At 44.2% G+C, this 22,180-nt stretch carries 14 protein-coding genes and 1 pseudogene; 11 read left to right on the top strand and 4 right to left on the bottom strand.

Annotated elements, in window-relative coordinates:
• Nucleotides 1–8 precede the first annotated feature (8 nt).
• The 3 genes and pseudogenes from M2273_RS05045 to M2273_RS05055 all read right to left on the bottom strand — a co-directional run.
• Nucleotides 9–3,095, bottom strand: coding sequence for an amidohydrolase family protein (locus M2273_RS05045; protein ID WP_429393785.1), 3,087 nt, complete (start codon nucleotides 3,093–3,095; stop codon nucleotides 9–11).
• Nucleotides 3,096–3,697: 602 nt separating this feature from the next.
• Entirely contained in the window at nucleotides 3,698–4,171 is a 474-nt protein-coding gene (locus M2273_RS05050) for an Lrp/AsnC family transcriptional regulator (protein ID WP_429393787.1), read from the bottom strand.
• 94 nt (nucleotides 4,172–4,265) lie between these two features.
• A pseudogene (locus M2273_RS05055) lies at nucleotides 4,266–4,469 on the bottom strand (class 1 fructose-bisphosphatase); the annotation flags it as partial.
• Between the two features lie 349 nt (nucleotides 4,470–4,818).
• Between M2273_RS05055 and serC the strand changes: the two are divergent.
• From serC to M2273_RS05110, 11 genes are all read left to right on the top strand, one after another.
• Nucleotides 4,819–5,913, top strand: coding sequence for a 3-phosphoserine/phosphohydroxythreonine transaminase (serC, locus tag M2273_RS05060; protein WP_429393789.1), 1,095 nt, complete (start codon nucleotides 4,819–4,821; stop codon nucleotides 5,911–5,913).
• 9 nt (nucleotides 5,914–5,922) lie between these two features.
• Complete coding sequence (locus tag M2273_RS05065) at nucleotides 5,923–7,173, top strand: DUF1015 family protein (RefSeq protein WP_429393792.1); 1,251 nt, start codon at nucleotides 5,923–5,925, stop codon at nucleotides 7,171–7,173.
• A 9-nt stretch (nucleotides 7,174–7,182) separates the two neighbouring features.
• On the top strand, nucleotides 7,183–8,208 hold the full coding sequence (locus tag M2273_RS05070) for an NAD-dependent epimerase/dehydratase family protein (protein WP_429393794.1): 1,026 nt from the start codon (nucleotides 7,183–7,185) through the stop codon (nucleotides 8,206–8,208).
• 2 nt (nucleotides 8,209–8,210) lie between these two features.
• Nucleotides 8,211–9,062, top strand: coding sequence for a sigma-70 family RNA polymerase sigma factor (locus M2273_RS05075; protein WP_429393796.1), 852 nt, complete (start codon nucleotides 8,211–8,213; stop codon nucleotides 9,060–9,062).
• A 442-nt stretch (nucleotides 9,063–9,504) separates the two neighbouring features.
• Nucleotides 9,505–10,620 carry a FecR family protein gene (locus tag M2273_RS05080; RefSeq protein ID WP_429393798.1) on the top strand — a complete coding sequence of 372 codons (1,116 nt, stop codon included), beginning with the start codon at nucleotides 9,505–9,507 and terminating at the stop codon, nucleotides 10,618–10,620.
• Between the two features lie 227 nt (nucleotides 10,621–10,847).
• The gene (locus tag M2273_RS05085; protein WP_429393801.1) at nucleotides 10,848–14,120 is read left to right on the top strand and encodes a SusC/RagA family TonB-linked outer membrane protein; all 3,273 of its coding nucleotides are present in this window, start codon (nucleotides 10,848–10,850) and stop codon (nucleotides 14,118–14,120) included.
• A 12-nt stretch (nucleotides 14,121–14,132) separates the two neighbouring features.
• A complete protein-coding gene (locus tag M2273_RS05090) occupies nucleotides 14,133–15,575 on the top strand; it encodes a RagB/SusD family nutrient uptake outer membrane protein (protein ID WP_429393803.1) in 1,443 nt (480 codons plus the stop codon).
• Nucleotides 15,576–15,670: 95 nt separating this feature from the next.
• On the top strand, nucleotides 15,671–16,849 hold the full coding sequence (locus tag M2273_RS05095; RefSeq protein ID WP_429393805.1) for a redoxin domain-containing protein: 1,179 nt from the start codon (nucleotides 15,671–15,673) through the stop codon (nucleotides 16,847–16,849).
• A gap of 8 nt (nucleotides 16,850–16,857) precedes the next feature.
• Nucleotides 16,858–17,379: a hypothetical protein gene (locus M2273_RS05100; protein ID WP_429393808.1), complete on the top strand. Its 522-nt coding sequence runs from the start codon at nucleotides 16,858–16,860 to the stop codon at nucleotides 17,377–17,379.
• 39 nt (nucleotides 17,380–17,418) lie between these two features.
• Nucleotides 17,419–18,567 (top strand): redoxin domain-containing protein, encoded by a 1,149-nt coding sequence (locus tag M2273_RS05105; protein WP_429393811.1) that lies wholly within the window; start codon nucleotides 17,419–17,421, stop codon nucleotides 18,565–18,567.
• Nucleotides 18,568–18,580: 13 nt separating this feature from the next.
• Nucleotides 18,581–21,376 carry a M16 family metallopeptidase gene (locus M2273_RS05110; RefSeq protein ID WP_429393814.1) on the top strand — a complete coding sequence of 932 codons (2,796 nt, stop codon included), beginning with the start codon at nucleotides 18,581–18,583 and terminating at the stop codon, nucleotides 21,374–21,376.
• A 119-nt stretch (nucleotides 21,377–21,495) separates the two neighbouring features.
• Here the strand turns inward: M2273_RS05110 and M2273_RS05115 are convergent, their stop codons facing one another.
• Nucleotides 21,496–22,137, bottom strand: coding sequence for an RNA polymerase sigma factor (locus M2273_RS05115; protein ID WP_429393815.1), 642 nt, complete (start codon nucleotides 22,135–22,137; stop codon nucleotides 21,496–21,498).
• Between the last annotated feature and the right edge of the window lie 43 nt (nucleotides 22,138–22,180).

Genomic DNA, 22,180 nt, shown 5'->3' on the forward strand with positions numbered 1-22,180 from the left:
AAATAGAATTACTGTATGTTATTGTTTTTTTGCTCGTGCGCGGCTTCTCTGGCCCGTTCCATATCTGTGTAGTCGTCTTCCACTACAAAATTTTCGGTTTCCACACTTTCGCATTCGTACAAACGCCTCCGGTTAGGAGCCGGCCTTTGCGTGGCTGAGCCTTTGCTTTTTGCTTCCAGCATTTTTTGAATAATGCGGGCTTCATCTGCGGCTAAAGCTTTTTGTTTCGCTGCGTCTTTTTCAATGTCCCAATAAAGCACACCGTCGACATAGGTTTTTTCGGCAACGGCGTAAATAGATAAAGGATCGGCCGACCATAATACTACGTCAGCGTCTTTACCCGGTTTAAGACTGCCTATCCGGTCGTCTACATGCAGCATTTTAGCCGGATTCAGGGTTACCAGTTTTAAAGCGTCCTCTTCGCTCATGTGACCATAGGTAACCGCTTTCCCGGCTTCCTGGTTAAGGCGGCGGGCCATTTCGGCATCGTCTGAATTAAAACCGGTTACCAAACCAACTTCATGCATCAGCTTGCCGTTATATGGAATAGCTTCGGCAACCTCGCTTTTATAAGCCCACCAGTCCGAAAATGTGGAACCCGCGATATTATGCGCTTTCATTTTATCGGCCACTTTATAGCCTTCCAATATGTGGGTGAACGTGTTGATATGAAAACCCAAAGAATCAGAAACATGCATCAGCATATTAATTTCTGACTGCACGTACGAGTGGCAGGTAATAAAGCGTTTGTTGTCCAATATCTCTACCAGGGCATCCAGCTCCAGATCTCTGCGGGTAGTACTGCCTTTTACAGCGCGGGCGGCCTTGTATTCTTTAGCACGTGTAAAGGCATCTATATACACTTCCTCAACCCCCATACGTGTTTGCGGAAAACGCAGTGTGGCGTTATCTGTAGGAGATATGCTGCGGTTACTGCCCTTTACGTTTTCGCCCAGGGCAAATTTGATAAACCCATCGCTTCCTTTATACTTAATATCCTCGGGCAGCATACCCCAGCGATGTTTAATTAATTGAGTTTGTCCGCCAATGGCATTAGCCGAACCATGTAGTATATGTGATGTAGTAACACCACCTGCCAGCTGCCTGTACAAGTTAATATCCTGGGCATCAATCGCATCAGCAATGCGCACTTCGGAGGTGACAGATTGCGTACCTTCGTTGATACCACCTGTAACCGCGATATGTGAATGTTCATCAACAATGCCTGCAGATATATGCTTGCCTGTTGCATCAATTACCTTAGCTGTTGGTGAGGATAAATTTTTGCCGATAGCCTTTATCTTTCCATTTTCAATTAAAACGTCGGTATTTTTCAAAACGCCTTCTTTTTCGTTTGTCCAAACGGTACCATTTTTCAATAATACAGTTTCGGCTACAGGCAACTCGGCATTGCCAAATGCTGCGAACGGATAAACCACAGGACCAACGGCTAAATTTGGTTTAGGCCTGTCGCGCTTTGGCGTTTCGGAAGCATGGCCAGTATAGGTAGCTGTCCATTTACCCTGTGACCCATCGGGAAACGCGGCGTCGCCCCTAAAAGTTAACGGTGATACAGCAGTAATATATCCAGCCAAACGGACAATACCTGCCGGTGCTTTCTTGTAATCAAAATAAATACTGATCTGATCGCCGGTCCTGGTAATAGTGCCATGAACGCGGGCGCTATCCGCGCCGGAGCGCTCCATGTTTACATCATACTCGCCCGGTGTGCCGCTTATTTTTAAAGTGGTATTGGCAAAACCATCGCCATTGAGTAAATAATTACCCCTAAGATCGGCAATCTCAATTTTACTAACCACGTATGGACGGCCTTCTATCCAGTTTTCGTAAATGATATTATCGGGCTTAAACAGGTTATCAGACGTGATCAGGAAACTGGCAATTTTTCCTTTTGCCAATGTGCCCACTTTATCGGCTACACCAAGCATTTCTGCCGGCACGGTTGTTAATGAATTTAAAGCTTGTTTTTCACTTAAGCCATTGGTTATGGCGCTTCTGAGGTTAGTCCAAAAATCATGCGCGTTGGTTAGCCCAAAGGAGGTAATTGCAAACTTTACACCCGCTTTTTCAAGCACAGCCGGATTGGTTGGTGCAAGTTCCCAATTTTTTAGCTGGTCATATTTGATACTCCGGGCATCCAGCGGATTTTCCACATCATAAGGAGCCGGGAAATTTAGCGGAATAATGAAGGCGCTGCCTGTAGCTTTAATCGCGGTAATGCGCTGATATTCCTGACCATCGGTTTTGTAGATATACTGACGTCCAAATTCTTTGGCTATTTTGTCAGCCCGCAGAATGCTTTGCGGATCGTTCACCTCAAATATCTGGGGCAGGTTTTGGGTTTGATTAAATTGATCAAGGGAAATATTGTATTCTTCTTTCTGGCTCTTGTACCACTGCGCATCATAATATGTTTGACGCAACAAGGCAATACTACCCATTAACGACGATGGGTAATTAGTAGCCGCGGTGCCTTTGTTAAAAGAATAATGCGCGGCAGCCTCGTCTTTAAGCATTACTAAGTTATCGCGCTCGTCGCCCAAACTAACAACTACTGAGGTACCGCGTGCAATACCGTCATGTATTAATGATTGTACAGTACTAAAGCCATTCTTCTTCAGATCTTCATTTTTGGTATCAACGTGAAATACCGTTTTGGCATTCATTTCGGGTTTGATGGCTTCGTTCCATCCATAGGCTCCCGGCTTGGTTGATATCGATATGGAGCTTCGTCCGCCAAAACCTCCGGCACCGAATGCCTGCCTTGGTAGTTCAGGCATCCCATAGGTTGTATACGCATCAACCAATCCCGGATAGATAAATTTTCCTTTCAGATCAATCGTAGTATAACCTTTAGGAACGGCAATAGCCTTACCCACCGCCTCAATTATCCTGTCTTTAATAAGTAATGTACCGCCGCTTATGGTTTGATCGGCGCTAACCACTATAGTGCCATTAACGAAGGCATATAGCCCTGGCCGAATATCCCAGGCCCCGTTAACAGGGAATGTTTCCTGAGCACTGGAAACCTTAAGCATCATCAAAAGAAAACAAAAGAGTATTATTTTTTTCATTTTGTATTGAATTTCATCGAAAATATCAATTCAACACGCTAAAAAAAGATAATATTTAGTTTATAATAGATTTGTTACAATATTTTTAATTTTATAAGCTATTATTTTAAACTGTTTTTACCTTTTTTTATTTTTAAATAAAAAAATAATAATTAAACTTAATAATATTTATACAACTTTTAATTAAATACATTTTTAAACAAAAAAAATTAGTTTTTTTATATAAAATTTAATTTAGATAAATTTTATCTTTTATAATTATTATAAAATTAAACAAAACTGAAATTTTTGAATTTTTATCTTTAAAAATTGCACAGTTTAGTTTAAATTAACAAAATAAAAGCAAAAAAAAGATAAAAAAAATACTTTCAATTAAAAAAAGTAAAGAATAAATAAAATTTAATCCATCAATAATTATTTACCAAAGTAAACTACCACTTACGAAAGGATTGTACATTCCGACAACAATTTACTATCAGTAGATAAAGAAAAAGGGCTGCTTATTCCCGGTCTTCCCAGCAAAAAATGCTGCCCCTCGTCCGGGCGGTCACGGTTAGTTCAATTTTTATTTTCTCGCCGGAAATACCGGTACAATTGGCTTCTCATTCCGTCCCGAACATGTACCCGGTCTCCCTTTTGACTTCTGACATCACGAAGAAACTTTGCATATTACCCACATCCGGCAATTTCGAAAGCTTTTTGATCAGCACGTCGTTGTACTCGTCCATATCTTTGATGGCCAGGCGCAACAGGAAGTCAAAGGCGCCGGTCATGTGGTAACACTCCAGTACTTCAGGTAACTTTTTAACTTCCTCCATAAAAGCCATCAGGCTTTCCTGTGAGTGTTCCCTTACATGTACCTGGGTATAGGCAATCAATCCCTTACCTACCTTTTTGTGATCAATGATAGCGGTATAACGCTGAATATATCCCTCTTCCTGCAAGCGGCGGATCCTGGCATGTATGGGAGTAATCGTTTTATGCAGTAAATGGGCGATCTCCTTATGCGTAAGGCGGGCATCCTGTTCCAGAAGTTTCAGTATACCCAAATCTGTTTTATCTAATACGTGTTCCATTTTAAGCGGAGATTAAAGCGTTGGTGGCCAGTAATAAGCTTTCGGCATTTTCGACCATTACTTTAGAGCCGATAAAGATAGGGGACCGTTGATGTAGCTTTTGCTGGTTTTCGCCCTGAATCTTGGTACTACCCGCGTTGCCGAGGATATCCATCAGACCAGCTTTATTTACCTCGCGGTTGACGATTTTGGCGGCAATGCCTATATCGCGCAGCAGCCTCGAAAGCTCGCCTTTTGCATATGGAAAATCTGCCTGCTTTTCAATGATAAACTGGCCTAAGGTAGTCACTTTAGTCATATACTTAGTGTAAAGAATACGTAAATAAGTTTATAAATTGGCATGGGCAAAGTAAGGATAAATTCATCTATTATTCAAAATACAAGTATGATTTTACTTTCCAAAACGCTTAAATTGGCATAACAAACAAAGTAGAAAGTGTATTTAACCCAACATTCGATGCGACTAATCCAATGAAATCCGTCACCAATTGCATCCTGTTTGGAAATTTTGACCAAAAAAGCCATAGATTTTAGTCATGTTTTCCAAAGTACAAATACAGTATAGTTTTAATGACCAAAATATCAAAACTTTGTATAGAAATACAGGAACCAATCCCGCATTTCCCAACCAATTATAAAATGCCGATATGCTGAATAAAAAACACAACTTCGGGGCAGGGCCATGCATCCTGCCGGATTCCGTATTGACACGGGCATCGGAAGCCGTAAAACACTGGGACAGGGCGGGCCTTTCCATTTTAGAGATCTCCCATCGTTCTACTGAATTTGAATTGGTCGTTCGCGAAACCGAATTTTTGGTGAGGGAGCTCCTCGACGTTCCCGAAAACTACAGCATCCTCTTTTTACAGGGCGGTGCCAGCATGCAGTTTGCAATGGTGCCCATGTGCTTTTTGGGTAAAGGGCAAAAAGCGGCATACCTGGAGGCTGGTTTCTTTGGTGAGAAAGCCATCAAAGAAGCGAAGATCTCGGGCGATGTTGCTGTTGTAGCAACTTCTAAAGACACCCAATACCATTCCATCCCCAAGGATTACAACATACCGGCAGACGCAGCATATTTCCACGTTACCTCCAATAATACCATAGAAGGAACTGAAATGTTCAACTTCCCGAAATCGCCGGTCCCTGTTGTTTGCGACATGTCATCTGATATTTTCAGCAGGGTGATCAATATCAGCGACTTCGACCTGATCTACGCGGGCGCACAAAAGAACATGGGGCCAGCAGGTATGACACTGGTTATCGCTAAGAACAGCTTTTTAGACAGCATTAAAAACCCGGTACATGCCATCCTTGATTACCGGGTATACCGGGCCAATGGCTCGATGTATAATACACCACCAGTATTTGCGATCTATACCGCGATGCTCAACCTGCAATGGTTAAAAAGCAAAGGCGGTGTGAAGTTCATCCATATGGCAAACCTGGCTAAAGCGCAATTGCTCTATGAGGAGATCGACAGTAACCCATTGTTTTACGGGCTGGCTGAAAAGGCCGACCGTTCCCTGATGAATGTAACCTTCCGGATGCACGAGGAGGAAAAGGAAGAAGAATTTCTACGCTATGCCGCAAGGCAGGGCATGGTAGGCATCAAAGGCTACCGCACCATCGGTGGGTTCAGGGCCTCCCTTTACAACGCGCTCCCCCTTGAAAGCGTGCGGGCCCTGGTGGACTGTATGAAAACTTACACATTCGAAACACAACAAAACCTGGTTCAGGTATAAAATATAAAGATGGCCACTATCCAACCCTTTCGCGCGCTGCGCCCTAATTCATTCTATGCCGACGGGTTGATATTTCCCGGCGACGAGCAAGTATTTTATTTTGGCATCGGCGAAAAGGAACATCCCTTAATGCCCCTGAAAACTCAATTGGAAGCCCCTGCACGCATACGCCCTGAAACAGCTGAAGGACAGGAACAGGCATACCGCGAGATCCGGGAGTCGCTGGAATGCTTATTGAAGCTGGAACGGATAAGAAAGGATGAGCAGCCTGGAATTTATATCTATGAGATCGTTCACCGCAATTACCGGCAAACCGGTATCTGGGCCATGACATCCATCCGGGATTTCTTCGACGGCAAGATCAAACTGCACGAACATACCATCGCCGACAGTGAACGCAGGATTTCTAATTACCTTAAACAAACCGGCCTGGAGGGTAGCCCGGTTTTACTGACATATCAGCCGGATATGACGATCAACAGGATCATTGCGGAAACTTGTGCCAACACCAGGAAGTCAACCGTAGGTAACAGGAAGAGCCTGCACCGCATCTGGAAGATCGAGGACAGCGAAACGCTCCGTAAAATAACGGCTGCTTTCACCCAGGTCGAAACCGTATATATGGCTGACGGGCACCACAGACTTGCTTCAACGGCCAGGCTCGCGCTTGAGTCTGGCTCCGATGAGTATATCTCTTCCCTTTATATTGCCACCGACCAGCTACGGATCATTGAATTTTACCGTGTGGTCATTCCTGATACTGCTGTAAACGATGCTGACCTGTTCTCCCGGTTAGGCGAGCTGTTTACGATTGTTCCAAGTGAAGGGAACTTACCTGTCAAGCCAGCTTCGGCAAATATCCTGGGAATCTGCATTCACGGCAAATGGCATGAACTACATGCGAAATCGCCCGCAACCCTGGATGTCGTTCTCTTACAGGATGAGATTCTGGCAAAAGTTTTCCAGATCAATGATCCCCGGAATGATACCCGTCTGAAATGCATAGGCGGCGAAAATGCTATGGAAGAGACACTTGCACTACTTAAGGCTGAACCGTCGTCCATAGCGTTTACGCTCTTTCCAATGTCGGTAAAGCAGTTGATCAGCGCGGCAGACGCAGGGCAGATCCTGCCGCCGAAATCAACCTGGATCGACCCTAAAGTCCCCTACGGGCTCTTAATGTACCAGCACGCTACTGTTGGCTATGGCCTTCCGGAAACGCAAAAATCAGAACAGTACAACAGCAACGGCCATAAATAATATATCAGCATGAAAAAAGACAAGATCCTCATTATTGGTGCCCGCGGGCAGATCGGTACCGAATTAACAGTTGCCTTAAACAGGCAATACGGTCCGGAAAATATTATCGCAGCGGATATCCACCCTCCTATAGCCGGACAGGCGAATTACATTACCCTCGATGTCCTGGATCATGCCGCCCTGGAAAACATTGTCAGGGAATTAGGTGTAACACAGATCTACCTGTTAGCGGCAATGCTTTCGGCCAGGGGCGAACAGGACATCGATGCGGCCTGGCACCTGAATATCCAAAGCCTGCTTTCCGTTTTGAAGATAGCCAAGAACCTGGCTCTTGATAAGGTATTTTGGCCAAGCAGTATCGCCGTATTCGGACCCGGGTCTCCCAAATACAACTGCCCTCAACAAACGCGTATCGAGCCCAATACCGTTTACGGCATCAGTAAAAGGGCCGGCGAGTACTGGTGCAATTATTATTTTGAAAAACACGGGGTGGATGTGCGGAGCATCCGCTTCCCCGGACTGATCTCCTATACAGCGCCCCCGGGCGGCGGGACAACGGATTATGCAGTGGATATATTTCACCAGGCGCTGGAAAAGGGCCATTACACCTGCTTTCTGGAAGAGGATAACTGTCTGCCTATGATGTATATGCCTGATGCCGTCCGCGCAGTGTTGGAACTCATGAACGCGCCCAGGGAATCCATAACGATCAGGACATCCTATAATCTTGCAGGTATGAGCTTTGCACCATGCGACCTTGCTGCAGCGATCAGAGCGTACGTTCCCGGATTTAACGTCAGCTACGCACCTGATTACAGGAATACAATTGCCAATAGCTGGCCAGTCAGCATCAAAGACGATCAGGCCAGGAAGGATTGGTCATGGAAGCCCGAATATGACCTAAAAACAATGACAATTGATATGCTGGAGCAGCTATGCATTCAAAAAGGGCTTGTCCTTGATGAAACCTTCCCCTTAAAAACGGCTTATCCGGACTTCCCGGTAGACAACTATGAATTTACTAAAATAGTATAGTGATGCGCAATATACAGCTCACACCAACGATCGCCAACAAGGACAACCCTTCCGTAGAGAAATATTTCAACGAGATCGGAAGAGAAAAGCTCATTACAGGGCAGGAAGAAGTAAGCCTGGCGGCAAAGATCAGGCAGGGTGACAGAACCGCGCGTGAAAGACTGATTCGCAGCAACCTCCGCTTTGTCGTTTCCGTAGCCAAAAAATACCAGTACCAGGGCCTGCCCTTAAGTGATCTGATCAGCGAGGGGAATCTCGGGCTGATCAAAGCTGCTGAACGTTTTGATGAAACAAGAGGTTTCAAGTTTATTTCATTTGCCGTATGGTGGATCAGGCAAAGCATCAGCTCAGCCATCATTGAACATGCCCGGGTGATCCGCCTTCCCATGAATAAGATCCATGATATTACCCGGATCAATAAGGCCATCGCCGAGATCGAACAAGAAACCCTAAGACATCCTACACTTGAACAACTGGCTGAACATTTGCAGCGATCAAAGGAGCATGTCAGGGATGCGATGGATTGTGCGCCCTGGACCGCCTCCTATGATGCACCTCTAAACGAGGAAGGGTTTTCACTGCTGGACAGCACCCCGCAGGATGCCATTTCGCCCGACCATGACCTGATCGTGGAATCGCAGCACACCGAGATGAATCAACTGTTATCTGCATTGACTAATCGGGAAAGACAAATTATCGAAATGACTTACGGCATGGATGGCGGTCACGCAATGAATCCAACGGAGATCGCGAAATATATCGACATGAGCCCGGAACGGATCAGGCAGTTGCGCAACGCCGCGCTTATTAAGCTGCAAAACAGGGTCAAAACCAGCCTGGTCGAGAACGAATGATTTGTCCTTGTTGATCAAACTACGATCCCAATTCATCAAGAATTGGCTCTGACTGCTCCTGCCTGACCACTTTGATCTGATCAATGGTCAAACCTGGATTGCGGCAATCTTCTTCAATGGAATACACAATTATTAATTGGGGCTTAGTATACGTTATGTCGCAGTTGTGAAAAGCAGCTTCAGCTGTCCATAGCATCACCTGTGCTAATTGAAACGATACGGATCATTACACACGTCAACCATCAAAAAGTCGCGGGGTAATTTCCTGCAGCTTTTTTGTTAACTTCAATTTAGCTTTGAGCGTCAATAAACAGTCGCTTTTTGCCCCGGAGCTTCACAATCATTAAGCTAATGTTTAAAAAAGTTTAATTTTTTTTACATCAGCATACCCCCTCTGGTATTTTAAACCGTAATACCTAATATAAGCAAGTAATAAGCCACCATGACTAACCAGGAAAGTAAAGATCTGCTAAAAAAGTATATCGAAGGAAAATGTGATCAGGAAGAAACTGCCTGGGTTGAAAGCTGGTATCTTAATAGCCTTAATAACAATACAGTACCATCCCCGGAAGAAATTGAAGCTGCTTATACCGCAGTTAGAGCGAATCTTCCTAAACCCGCACGCATTGCGGGCAGAAGGTTTTATCTTTCTATTGCGGCCACCATTCTTTTATGTGTTTCTGTCGCGGCGTATTTAGCTTTCCATCAGTCATCACCAAATTCAGAAAACACGGTTTCAACAGCTAAACAAAATGATCTTCCTCCGGGTAGTAATAAAGCCATACTAACTTTGGGTAACGGCCAGCGCATTATTTTAACGGGCGCCTCAAACGGCAAAATAGCACAACAAGGTAATGTGGCCGTCAGCAAAACAGCCGAGGGACAAATTGTTTATAACAGAAACGATAACGAACCATCTGTCCCGGTGTACAATACTACAGCCACCCCACGTGGGGGCGAATATCACCTGATACTGGCCGATGGTACCAATGTTTGGTTAAACGCGGCATCATCCATAACCTATCCAACAGCGTTTACCGGTCATGACAGAACGGTTCAGGTAACCGGCGAGGTTTACTTTGAGGTATCACATGATCAGCACAAACCTTTTAAAGTAATTACCCGCGGCCAAACGGTTGAGGTGCTGGGTACCCACTTTAATATCAATGCTTATGATGATGAGCCCGTTATAAAAACAACATTGTTTGAAGGCGCTGTAAAAGTCAGAAGAGATGCAAAATCAGCCATGCTAAAACCGGGAGAACAAGCGGTTGATAATACAAACAGCTCAACTATCAACGTAACCAATAATTTTAACAGCGCAGAAGTTATTGCCTGGAAAAACGGCAAGTTTTATTTTGACTATTCCGATATACATACCGTTATGCGCCAGATTGCGCGCTGGTATGACGTAGACGTGGTGTACCAGGGAAAAATACCCGCCAAACGGCTTTCCGGTTCATTCTCTAAATACACCGACGCGTCAAAGGCTTTATCCATATTAGAATACGCAGGTATCGACTTTAAAATTGAAGGAAGGAGGATTATCGTAAAATAATTACCACCTCTTAAATCAAAGCGGTTGCCAGGCTTCCGTCCCCTTTTGTTGGCCCAAAAAAAACCGGAGAGTGGTGACACACTTCCCGGCTGATAGTTTGGGTTAACCATAATTTATTTTGAACTAAACAAGGTACTTACAAACCCAAACCATACAAAAGTATGCAAAATTTTACTTTAAGTCCTTTCTTATATGATAAGAAAGGACTTCACAAATTTTTCCTGGTTATGAGATTGACCACTTTAGGAATTCTGCTTTGTATCATGCAGGTAAGCGCTGCCACTTTTGCGCAGCGCATCACCCTCAAGGCAAAAAACATATCGTACGAGAAGCTTTTCAAAACTATTGAACAACAGAGTGGCTACACTTTCGTGTATGATCCTGACGTGCTGCGTACTTTTCCAAGTTTCAATATCGAGATTAACGACGCCAACATTACAGAAGTAATGGAGAAATTATTGGCCAATAAACCGCTTAATTATAAAGTTATTGACAATACCATAGTGGTACGCCTTAAAGAAACTACGGCACAACGTAGTGAACTTATTTTCATATCAGGAAAGGTCACCGGCCAAAACGGCTTTGCATTACCGGGCGTTACGGTAAAAGTAAAAGGGTCAACCGTTATAACCGGCTGGGTGACAAATGCCGAAGGCCGGTTCAACGCTTTAGTTAATTCCAAAAATGTGGTTCTGGTATTTTCTTATGTAGGCTATCAAACACAGGAGATGCGTATTGAAGACCTTAAATCGCCATTTACGATACAGCTTAAAGAAGATATCAGCAAATTGGATGAAATACAGGTGATAGCCTACGGCCAAACAACCAAAAGGCTTAACGTGGGCGACCAAACCACCGTTACAGCCAAGGAAATTGAGAAATACCCGGTAGGCAACGTCTTGTCTGTACTACAGGGTACTGTTCCCGGCATGGTCATCAGTCAATCTACGGGACAGGCCGGAAGCACCTACAATGTGGTTATCAGAGGACAAAATGGTTTAACCACAAGTTCGGCCCCGCTTTATGTTATAGATGGTATCCCTTATAATGGCGGCGGCTATTCATCTCAGAAGTCTAACTTTTTAGGATCAAATAACCAGGCTTATGATGCATTAAGTTTAATTAATCCTTTGGATATAGAAAGTATTAACGTTTTAAAAGATGCTGATGCTACATCCATTTATGGTTCAAGAGGTGCCAATGGCGTTATATTGATCACTACAAAAAAAGGTAAAGCAGGCAATACAAGAATTGATGTAAATGTTTTCAGCGGTATAAGCCAGGCGATTGCCACCCCTCAACTGCTAAACACACAGCAATATCTGCAAATGCGCAATGAAGCCAAGAAAAATGATAATGCGGCTATACTACCTACCGATTATGACATAAACGGCACCTGGGACACCACCCGTTATACCGACTGGTCAAAAATGTTTTTAAAAGGTACCGGCTATAATACCAATGCCCAGGCCAGTATATCCGGAGGCGGTAATAATGTTTCCTATCTGGTCAGCGGTAACTTCAGGCGTTCAACAAATGTTCAACAGTTAATTGGTGGATCAGACCAAACATCTTCATTGCACTTCAGCTTGAACTCTACCAGCAATAATAACAAATTTAATATGCAGTTCACCGGTGGATATACTTATGACTTTAATAACATTCCATCGGTCGACTTGACCAGTAACGCCAACCTTGCACCGGATGCACCGACACTTTATAACGCTGACGGATCACTGAACTTTCAAAACAATACATTTGGTAACCCTTTATTATCAGCCAAAGCCCTTGCAAGAACTTCTTTATCAAATTTAACCAGCAGTATGGTTGCCAGTTATTTATTGGCTAAAGGTTTAAAGGTACAGGCAACTGTAGGCTACAACAAACAATCCCTTAATGAGTTTCTGGCTACTCCCCTGGCCTCTGTTCTGCCAACTCTCGTAGCCCTGGGGGTCAAGGGCTCAGCCAATTATAGCTGGAACAATAAAAGCTTCTGGAGTATAGAGCCGCAGCTTGAATATAACCACAGTATAAGCAAAGGTACGCTTGACGTCTTGATTGGCGGAAGTATACAAAAGCAAATGGTTGATGCTACCCAATTGCAGGCATTAGGTTATAGCAATGATCTGCTAATCAACAACATTGCTGCAGGCAGCAGTATTGTTGCTTTAGGGCAGGGTTATAACGCCTATAATTACAAATACAGCGCTCTTTACGGCCGCGCCAATTATAACTGGGAAGGCAAATATATAGTTGATCTTTCTGGCAGGTATGATGGCTCAAGTAAATTTGGCCAGAATCGTCAGTTCCATTTCTTTTATGCAACCGGTGCCGGGTGGGTATTCAGTTCAGAAAACTTCATTAAAAACGCCATACCATTCCTCAGTTTTGGTAAGATAAAAGGAAGCTACGGCACTTCCGGTAACGACCAGATAGGAACTTATTTGTATCTGGAAAACTTTTCGGCTGTATCGTCAACCAACGCTTACCAGGGTGTACCAGGCATAATACCAACTAATCTGCCTAATCCGTATCTGAGTTGGGAAAGTACCGCTAAAGCAAATATCGGTATTGAGCTCCAGTTTTTGAAAGGAAGGATCGGCTTACAGGGTAACTTCTTCAGAAACCGTACAACTGATGTATTATCATCTGTACCACTATCTTCAACTACTGGCTTTACTGCGATAAATCAAAATATTGATGCTAAGGTTCAAAATAAAGGGTTCGACATCACGCTCAGCACTACTAATATCCAGTCGGGGAGCTTTGTATGGACAACCTCGTTTATGATTAGCAGGCAGCGTAACAAATTATTGGCCTTCCCGAATGCCACTGGGCTCGCTCAGCAACAAATCAGCCAATCTGTTGGTACTTTTTTTGTTAACCGCTATGCCGGTGTCGATCCGCAAACCGGCCTTTACCAGTTTTATGATAAAGACGGCAAAATTGTTTCCGCACCATCAAGTTCAGGTTCCGATCAAACCAAAATGATAAACACCGATCCTGGTTACTTTGGTTCCGTTTCCAACACCATCAGCTTCAAGGGCTTTTCACTCAGTTTCCTTTTCCGCGGCATAAAACAAACCGGACGAAGCCCTTTCGGACAGATCCTTTCTACCAGTTTTCTGCCCGGACTTCCTAATACCAACTATCCAACAGCCATTTTAGATCATTGGCAAAAACCGGGTGATGTGGCTAAGTTTGGCAAACTCGGTAGCACCTTTGGCACAACACTCTTCAATGCATTGAACGCCAGAAGCATGTTTTTAGATGCATATTACAGCGACGCCTCTTACATCAGGTTACAAAACGCATCGCTCAGTTACCAGTTCGATAACGAGATAGCTAAGAAATGCCACCTACGTAGTCTGAGAGTTTATGCACTCGGTGAAAACCTGGCCACCATCAGCGGTTACAATTTTTCGGACCCTGAAACTCAAAGTTATCTAAAAATGTCGCCGCTACGGACTATAACTTTTGGTATACAAGCATCACTTTAAAAATAAGAAACCATGAAAATTAGAAAGATATATTCCATAGCAGTATATATGAGCGTGCTGGCCATTTTGGGCCTATTGGGCAGCTCCTGCAAAAAGGCCATACAAGTAGGCCCCTCGCTTGTTGCGGCAAATAGCAGCAATGCATTCTCGTCAAACAGTGCTGCACAGTCGGTAGTATCAGGTATATATACAAGAATGTCTGCCGGCTCATTTTTCCAGGGCAGCGCCGGTATAAGTTTAACTATGGGTTTAGCAGCAGATGAATTGATAAACATCAGCTCCAATAACTCCTCATTAGGCACATTTTACTTAAACAGCTATGCCCCCATCAGCCCACCTCCTTTCTGGAGTGAGTTTTATAAAGAGCTTTTTTTCTGTAACACGGCCATCAATGGCATTTCCGGCTCTTCGGCCATTACCGATGGGGTAAAAAAACAGCTTTTAGGCGAGGTGAAGTTTTTACGTGCCTATATTTATTTTTACGCGGTAAATCTTTATGGTACCCCCCCATTAACAACCAGTGATGACTATACCGTTAATAATGTTCTTCCTAATAGTACTCCCGATGCCATTTACAAGCAGATAGTACAGGATTTGACTGACGCACAGGGAGCACTGGCCGATAATGTGTACGTAGACGCCTCTGGCAATACGGTTACAGATAGAATAAGGCCAAACAAACAGGTGGCAAGCGCCATGCTGGCAAGGGTTTATTTATATCTTAAAGATTGGAAAAATGCCGAAACCCAGGCCAGCTCCGTGATCGGCAATGCTAATTACACGCTGGTAGGCAATCTGAACCAGGTTTTTTTAAGGGCCAGCAAGGAAACCTTATGGGCATTGCAACCGGTTTCGCAACTTTACTTAAACACTATTGATGCCAACTACCTGATTGTTAATGCAAGTTATACATTATCAACCCAGTTACCGCTAAATAATAATCTGGTAAACGCTTTTGAGACCGGAGATGCCCGTTTAACAAACTGGGTTGGTACATTCACCACCACCACCGCGCCGGTAACCACTTATTATTATGCCAATAAATACAAGGTTGCGTCATTGAGTTCAACCATTGCCGTTACCGAGTATCCGATAGTGATGCGCTTTGCCGAACAGTACCTGATACGGGCCGAAGCGCGTGCTCAGCAGAACAATTTGTCTGGCGCCGTTGCTGATATTAATATCGTCCGTGCAAGAGCAAGCCTGGCCAATACTACAGCAGCCTCACAATCAGATATACTTGATGCTGTTGCACATGAGCGCCAGGTGGAACTTTTTAGCGAATGGGGACACCGATGGTTTGATCTGAAACGCACCAACAAGCTTGATGCGGTTATGAGCGTGGTAACGCCACAAAAAGGCGGTACCTGGAGCAGCTTCGAGCAATTGATGCCTATCCCCCCTGATGACATCCGGGCTGATGCAAACCTGAAACAAAATCCGGGATATAATTAACGTACACCCCTATTATCATAATGTCTCTTCAGCAGGATCGGATCAGGTTCTGCTGATTTTATCAATCCATCCATTTTTTAATAACAAAACTCATCATGAAAACAAAGATCATCGCTCTGTTTACCACAAGCTTGTGCATAGCAAGTTTACAAAGCATGGCACAAACCCAGCCATTTATTATTAATGGTAAGCTACAAAACATATCTCCGGTGCCCACAAAACTGTACCTGACGGAACTTTTATCCGGAACATTAAAAAAGCATATCGATAGCACCGAAGTAAAAAATAATGAGTACCAGTTTAAAGGGGAGCTCACTGTTGATGAAGCTATAGCAGTAACTATTAGCACTGCAACTAAAACCAATCCGGCAAATGATCTCACGTTGTATCTTGACAAGGGCGAACTCAACATCGTTTCTGATGGTACGCTTAAAAAGTTCACACTGTCTGGCTCGGCCGCAGCAGCTCAAAATCAGGTAATTGAAATAAGCAGCGGTGTTGTAAAGGAAAAAGAAGCGCTCAAACAAATAGCAGCCAGTGAAGCGTACAAAACAAACGAAGCACTGCAAGCAGATGTACTGAAAAGATCCAGGTTATTAGGCTCAAAGGGTTTAATTGATATGTACACGTTTGTTAGAAATAACCCGAATAACCGGGTAAGCCCTTTTACTACCTACGCGCTGCTGTTATCTGGCTATGTTGGTGGCACTGCCCAGGATACGCTGATGCAACAGCTGCCTAACCATGTTAAAACCGACAAATTAGGCTTAGCCATTGCGCACATACCGGTAATGCGCGACTCGATGCTGAAAGCCGCGCTGGCTAAACAAAAAGTAGAAGCAGGCAAGATACCTGTGGGCAGTAAAGCGCCTGAGTTTACAGAAAATGACATTCATGATAAACCTGTTAGCCTGTCATCATTTAAAGGTAAATACGTATTGGTTGATTTTTGGGCCAGCTGGTGCTTACCATGCCGCCAGGAAAACCCTAACGTTTTAAAGGCCTACAACAAGTACAAAGACAAAGGCTTTACCGTATTAGGTGTTTCTCTTGATTCAGAATCGGCCAAAACCAGCTGGCTCAAGGCTATCGCAAGCGATGCGCTGCCATGGACACAGATATCCGACCTCAGGGGCTGGAAAAACCAGGCGGCACAACTGTACGGCGTAGGTTCTATTCCGCAAAACTTCCTGATCGACCCTAACGGTGTTGTTATTGCTACCAACCTGCGCGGCGAAGATCTGCATACCAAATTAGCTTCCATCTTTAAATAACATCCATAATGAAAACCCTCATGAAACATAGCTTAACAGCCATAATATTAGCGACCAGCCTTTTCCTGATAAACCACGGCGCTACGGCACAAACCAAAAAAGCGAATTTTGCAGGTGCATGGCATTTAAACGAAAGTAAAAGTGACTTTGGTCGCCTAACCGCGGCCAGTGCTAAAAAAGTTCAGGTACTCACCATTGATCAAACAGCTGATGAGATCGATATCAAGAGTGGAGATTCAACCGAAAGCACTAAGGCTACTATCAGGCTTGACGGAAAACCTTCTCAATTAACCAATAACACGGTTATCAATGAGATCCCCACTATTTCCAGGAGTGAGTTATCCACTCAATGGGTCAATGACCATGCTGTTACTATAACTTTGGACAACCCCAAAGGTATAATGCCGCCGAGCGTAAAAACTTATACCATTTCGCCAGATCTGCAAACCTTTACGATTGATTATAAACTCAAATTCGGCGAATCGGAAATATCTGGAAAACTGGTTTATGATAAACAAAAGAGCAATTAACATTACTCATTGATGCATAATAAATAATCGGAAACTATCATGAAAAAACTATTGGGGGTGCTGCTTATGGCGGCCCCTTTTATGGGCCTGGCCCAAAACAAAACCAACTTTGAGATCAGGGGAAAGCTGGATAGTATTGACGTACCAATGGTTTATGTTGTGCATATGCTGGGCTTCAAACAAGTTATTGACAGCGCCAAAGTAACCAACCATTCCTACAACCTGAAAGGGTATTTAGAAGTAGGCCAGCAAACCGTGTTGATGACTTACAACATGAGGACGGTTAAGCAAATACAACCGGATGGCATAGCGTTATTGTTCCTTTCACCGGGGATATCAACAGTAACGCATATCAAAAAATTTCATGACATCATCATAAGCGGCTCTGCCGGGTATAACGACTATAAGACATTAACCTCAACAGCCAAACCTTACGAAGATAAAAACCAGGCACTCAAAACTAAGGCTTACCAGTTGCTGAAACAAAAGGATACCGTTGCAGCCAACGATGCCTACGCCCGGCAATATGCTTTTGAGCAGGATTTTACGGATAAAGTATACGGTGGTTTTATCAAACAACATGCTAAATCTCCGGCGGCATTTTTTGCGCTTCAGAAATTAGCAGGAACCGGTCATAGTATTGACGGCCAGAAGTTGAAACCTTATTTTGATATGCTGCCCTCCAATATTAAAGAAAGTGAAGATGGACGGCAGTTTAACAAAAGAATAACAGATGCCATCACCTTTAATACCAAGGGAGCGGTCGGCAGCCAGGCCACAGATTTTACCCTGCTGGACACCGCCGGGCATGCCGTAAAACTATCTGACTATAAAGGCAAATACGTATTGCTTGATCTGTGGGCCAGTTGGTGCAGCCCCTGCCGTGCCGATAACCCGCATTTAGTGGCAGCATACAAACAATACCACCAAAATGGATTTGAGATACTGAGTGTTTCGCTGGATACCCGTTCACGCGAGAAAGCCTGGCATAATGCCATCAGCCATGACCACTTAACCGCATGGGCACACGTTGCTGATCTTGATCATGAAACCAACAGCGTAGTAGCCTTATATGGTGTAAGCGGTATCCCGCAAAACTTCCTGATAGCTCCCGATGGTAAGATCATCGCCCGGAGCCTGCGCGAGGGAGATCTGGAAAAGCAACTCGGCAAAATATTAAATAATTAAACTACCCCTCCCCATGGATATTAAAAAACTGATACTAACCACCGCAATCGGCTTTGCCGGATACGCTGCCTTAGCGCAATCCATCCCCTTAGATCTGGCTGTGCGCACCGGGAAATTGGCCAATGGCTTTACTTATTACATTCGTCATAATAATGAACCCAGGAAACGTGTAGAATTATACCTTGTTAATAAGGTAGGCTCTGTGCTGGAAGATGATGATCAGCAGGGCCTGGCTCACTTTATGGAGCACATGAACTTTAATGGCACCAAAAACTTTCCAAAGAATGACCTGGTTGATTACCTGCAGAAAGCCGGTGTTCGCTTTGGTGCCGACCTGAATGCCTATACCAGTTTTGACGAAACTGTTTACCAGTTACCCATCCCTACCGATAACCATGCTATGTTTGGTAACGGCATCCGCATTATGCGCGACTGGGCGCAGGAAGCCACTTTAGATCCCACCGAAATTGAAAAGGAACGAGGCGTAGTATTAGAGGAAGAAAGGCTGGGCAAAGGTGCCAAAGACCGTATGTCAAGGCAATACCTGCCCATGCTGCTGAACCATGCCCGCTATGCCGACAGGCTGCCCATAGGTACCGACGAAGTGTTAACCAAATTTAAACCTGAAGTGATTAAACGTTTTCATCATGACTGGTATCGCCCTGACCTGCAGGCGTTGATCATTGTAGGTGATGTGGATGTAAATGAAGCCGAAAAACTCGTTAAAGAAAGATTTGCCGACCTCAAAAATCCTCCAAACGAAAGGGTGCGCACACCATATCATGTACCACTGACCGGCAAAAGCCAGTTCATGATCGTCACTGACAAAGAAGAAACATCAACCGATCTGGAGATCATGATGAAACATCAGGCTCCTGAATTGAAAACCGAGCAGGATTATATCACCTCCATCAAACAAAATCTGTTTAATCAGTTGCTCGGTAATCGCAAGCTGGCTGAATTAAGCCGCGAAAGCAACCCGGCCTTTACCGGTATGAGTGCGGGCATTGGCGGGGTATTAAAAAATGTGGACATGCTGAGCTTCAGCGTATCAGCTAAAGAAGGCAGGTTGGAGCAAAGCTTTGCACAAACCTGGCGCGTTATGGAGCGAATTAAACGTTACGGCTTTACACAAAGCGAGTTTGACCGCATCAAACAAAGTTATTTGCGTGGCCTTCAAAACAGCGTAAATGAACAAGGTAAAACCCCTTCAACCAGTTATGTAAAGGAATATCAGCGTTTATTTTTAAATAATGAGGCATCGCCGGGTATTGCCTGGGAATATCGGTTTACCAACAACCATATCAATGCCATTACCCTGGCTGATATCAATACCCTGATGAACGAATATTTATCATCCAAAGATGTGGATGTACTGGTATCTGCCCCTGAAAAAGACAGAGCCTCCCTGCCTGATTCAGCAATGGTGCAAAGCTGGATAGCCAATGTAAGCAAGGAAGATATCCAGCCCTTTAAAGAAGATGAGATAAACAAACCACTGCTCTCTGTAAAACCAAAAGCTGGTAAAGTGGTCAGCAAACAGGAGATCGCGCAGCTTAATATCACTAAACTAACCTTCAGTAACGGTGTAACAGTGATCCTCAAGCCCACCGATTTTAAAAATGACCAGATCATCTACGGCGCATTTGCCCCCGGTGGTACATCGTTATATGAGGGTACCGATTACGATGTCGCGTCAAACGCCGGCGGTATCATGAACAGGATGGGCCTGGGTAATTTTAGTATGGTGCAACTCAACAACCTTTTTACCGGCAAGGTGGCATCATCGTCGGCTAACATTATAGGTCGCGCATCAACCATCAGGGCTGGCGCAGCACCTCAGGATTTAGAAGCTGCCCTGCAACTCACCTATTTGCAGTTTACCGCACCGCGTAAGGATACGCTGATGTTTAAAAACACCATCAATAATGCCATTGCCGGTTTAACAAATCGTTATGCCAGTCCGGCTAATGTATTTGCAGATACCGTTAGCTATATAATGGGTAACTACAATTATCGCTCGGCTCCTCCAACTACAGACCGTATTGGTAAGATCACAGTGCAACGAGCCTATGCTATTTATAAGGAACGTTTTGCTGATGCCTCAGGATTCACATTTGTTTTTGTTGGCAACTTTAAACCAGAAACCATTACCCCATTGCTGGAGCGTTATTTAGGCTCATTGCCTGCTACCCATCAGCATATAAAACCCCGGGATACCGGTATTCACATCCCTGCCGGACATATAGTAAAAAGGGTATACAAAGGCACTGAGAATAAGGCTACTGTACAGTTGGTGTTCAGCGGAGATTATACGTACAGCCCGCTTGCCAACCTGCAGTTAAAAGCCCTGGGCGACGTATTGCAGATCAAAGTATTGCAGCAGCTACGTGAAGCCGAAGGCGAGGTGTACAGCCCGCAGGTACAAACCAGCTACAACAAATATCCGCATAACCGCTTTGCCCTTACCGTGGCCTTTGGCTGCGCGCCACAAAATGCAGATCACCTGGTAACCATGGTAGAGCAGGAAATGAAAACCTTAAAGGAGAAAGGTCCGGATGCGGACGACGTGCAAAAATTTAAAGCCCAGTATGAAAAAAATGTAGAGCTGGCTTTAAAGGACAACGGTTTCTGGATGAACTACCTGCTGGGTCAGTATGAAAATAACGAAAATGTGCTGCAGGCGCTGGATACGGATAAACTCCTGCAAAAAATAGATGCGGTATCATTAAAGCAAGCCGCACAGGTATTTCTGTCAGGCAATAACATGATCACCTTCCAACTGCTGCCTGAAAAAACCGCAGAATAAAAGATACTTTCATACCACCTGCTTTAACCGGATAGCGCTGTGCAAACAGCGCTATTTTTATTTGCAGACAAATCTGGTCCATCAAAAAATTAAAAGTACTGTTCTTTTGCTGTTGCTGGTCAGCGGCCTATGAGCATTACTATAAACATCACCAAACCAAGGCGCGTACGCAGTATTTTAAGCGCATGCTTTACCTGGGTTTTAACGGTAAGCTCAGAAAGATCAAGCTGCTGGGCAATTTGTTTATGGCTGAGATTAGCCCTACGGCTTAAAATAAATATCTCTCTCATTCGCGGAGGCAAGGCATCAATTTCTCGCTCAATGATGGAGGCCAGCTGTTTTTCACGAATAGCATGATCCGTAAGGCAAGTGCCGGTTTCATAGAATGATTTGAAGGAATTAATATGCCTGGAGTTTACTTCCTGATGCGTAAACCAGTCGATGACTTTGTTACGCATGGCAGCATAAAGGTAACCGGCGATACTTTTCTCCGGATCAAGGTATTCCCGCCGATTCCAGAGATTAATGAATGTTTCCTGAATGATGTCCTGGGCATCTTCCGTGCTGGCCGTCCGTTTGCACGCGTCAATAAACATTAAGCCGAAATAACGTTTGTAAATTTCATTATAAGCTTCATGACTACCCGATTTCAGCAATTCGGACAAAGAATGATCAGGAAAAGCACTTATATCATCCATGGCATAATCAACAATGCTAAAAATAGCTAAATATTTTGTTAAACCATTGTTAATTATCAACAAATGATGGCTTTTGATATTTTTTTCAAACGGGTCCGTTTATTCA

Source organism: Mucilaginibacter lappiensis, assembly GCF_050433765.1.
Taxonomy (GTDB): Bacteria; Bacteroidota; Bacteroidia; order Sphingobacteriales; family Sphingobacteriaceae; genus Mucilaginibacter; species Mucilaginibacter lappiensis_A.

Coding starts and splice junctions, on each gene's coding strand:
- M2273_RS05045 (WP_429393785.1), bottom strand. CDS start 3,095: ATGAAAAAAATAATACTCTTTTGTTTTCTTTTGATGATGCTTAAGGTT.
- M2273_RS05050 (WP_429393787.1), bottom strand. CDS start 4,171: ATGGAACACGTATTAGATAAAACAGATTTGGGTATACTGAAACTTCTG.
- serC (WP_429393789.1), top strand. CDS start 4,819: ATGCTGAATAAAAAACACAACTTCGGGGCAGGGCCATGCATCCTGCCG.
- M2273_RS05065 (WP_429393792.1), top strand. CDS start 5,923: ATGGCCACTATCCAACCCTTTCGCGCGCTGCGCCCTAATTCATTCTAT.
- M2273_RS05070 (WP_429393794.1), top strand. CDS start 7,183: ATGAAAAAAGACAAGATCCTCATTATTGGTGCCCGCGGGCAGATCGGT.
- M2273_RS05075 (WP_429393796.1), top strand. CDS start 8,211: ATGCGCAATATACAGCTCACACCAACGATCGCCAACAAGGACAACCCT.
- M2273_RS05080 (WP_429393798.1), top strand. CDS start 9,505: ATGACTAACCAGGAAAGTAAAGATCTGCTAAAAAAGTATATCGAAGGA.
- M2273_RS05085 (WP_429393801.1), top strand. CDS start 10,848: ATGAGATTGACCACTTTAGGAATTCTGCTTTGTATCATGCAGGTAAGC.
- M2273_RS05090 (WP_429393803.1), top strand. CDS start 14,133: ATGAAAATTAGAAAGATATATTCCATAGCAGTATATATGAGCGTGCTG.
- M2273_RS05095 (WP_429393805.1), top strand. CDS start 15,671: ATGAAAACAAAGATCATCGCTCTGTTTACCACAAGCTTGTGCATAGCA.
- M2273_RS05100 (WP_429393808.1), top strand. CDS start 16,858: ATGAAAACCCTCATGAAACATAGCTTAACAGCCATAATATTAGCGACC.
- M2273_RS05105 (WP_429393811.1), top strand. CDS start 17,419: ATGAAAAAACTATTGGGGGTGCTGCTTATGGCGGCCCCTTTTATGGGC.
- M2273_RS05110 (WP_429393814.1), top strand. CDS start 18,581: ATGGATATTAAAAAACTGATACTAACCACCGCAATCGGCTTTGCCGGA.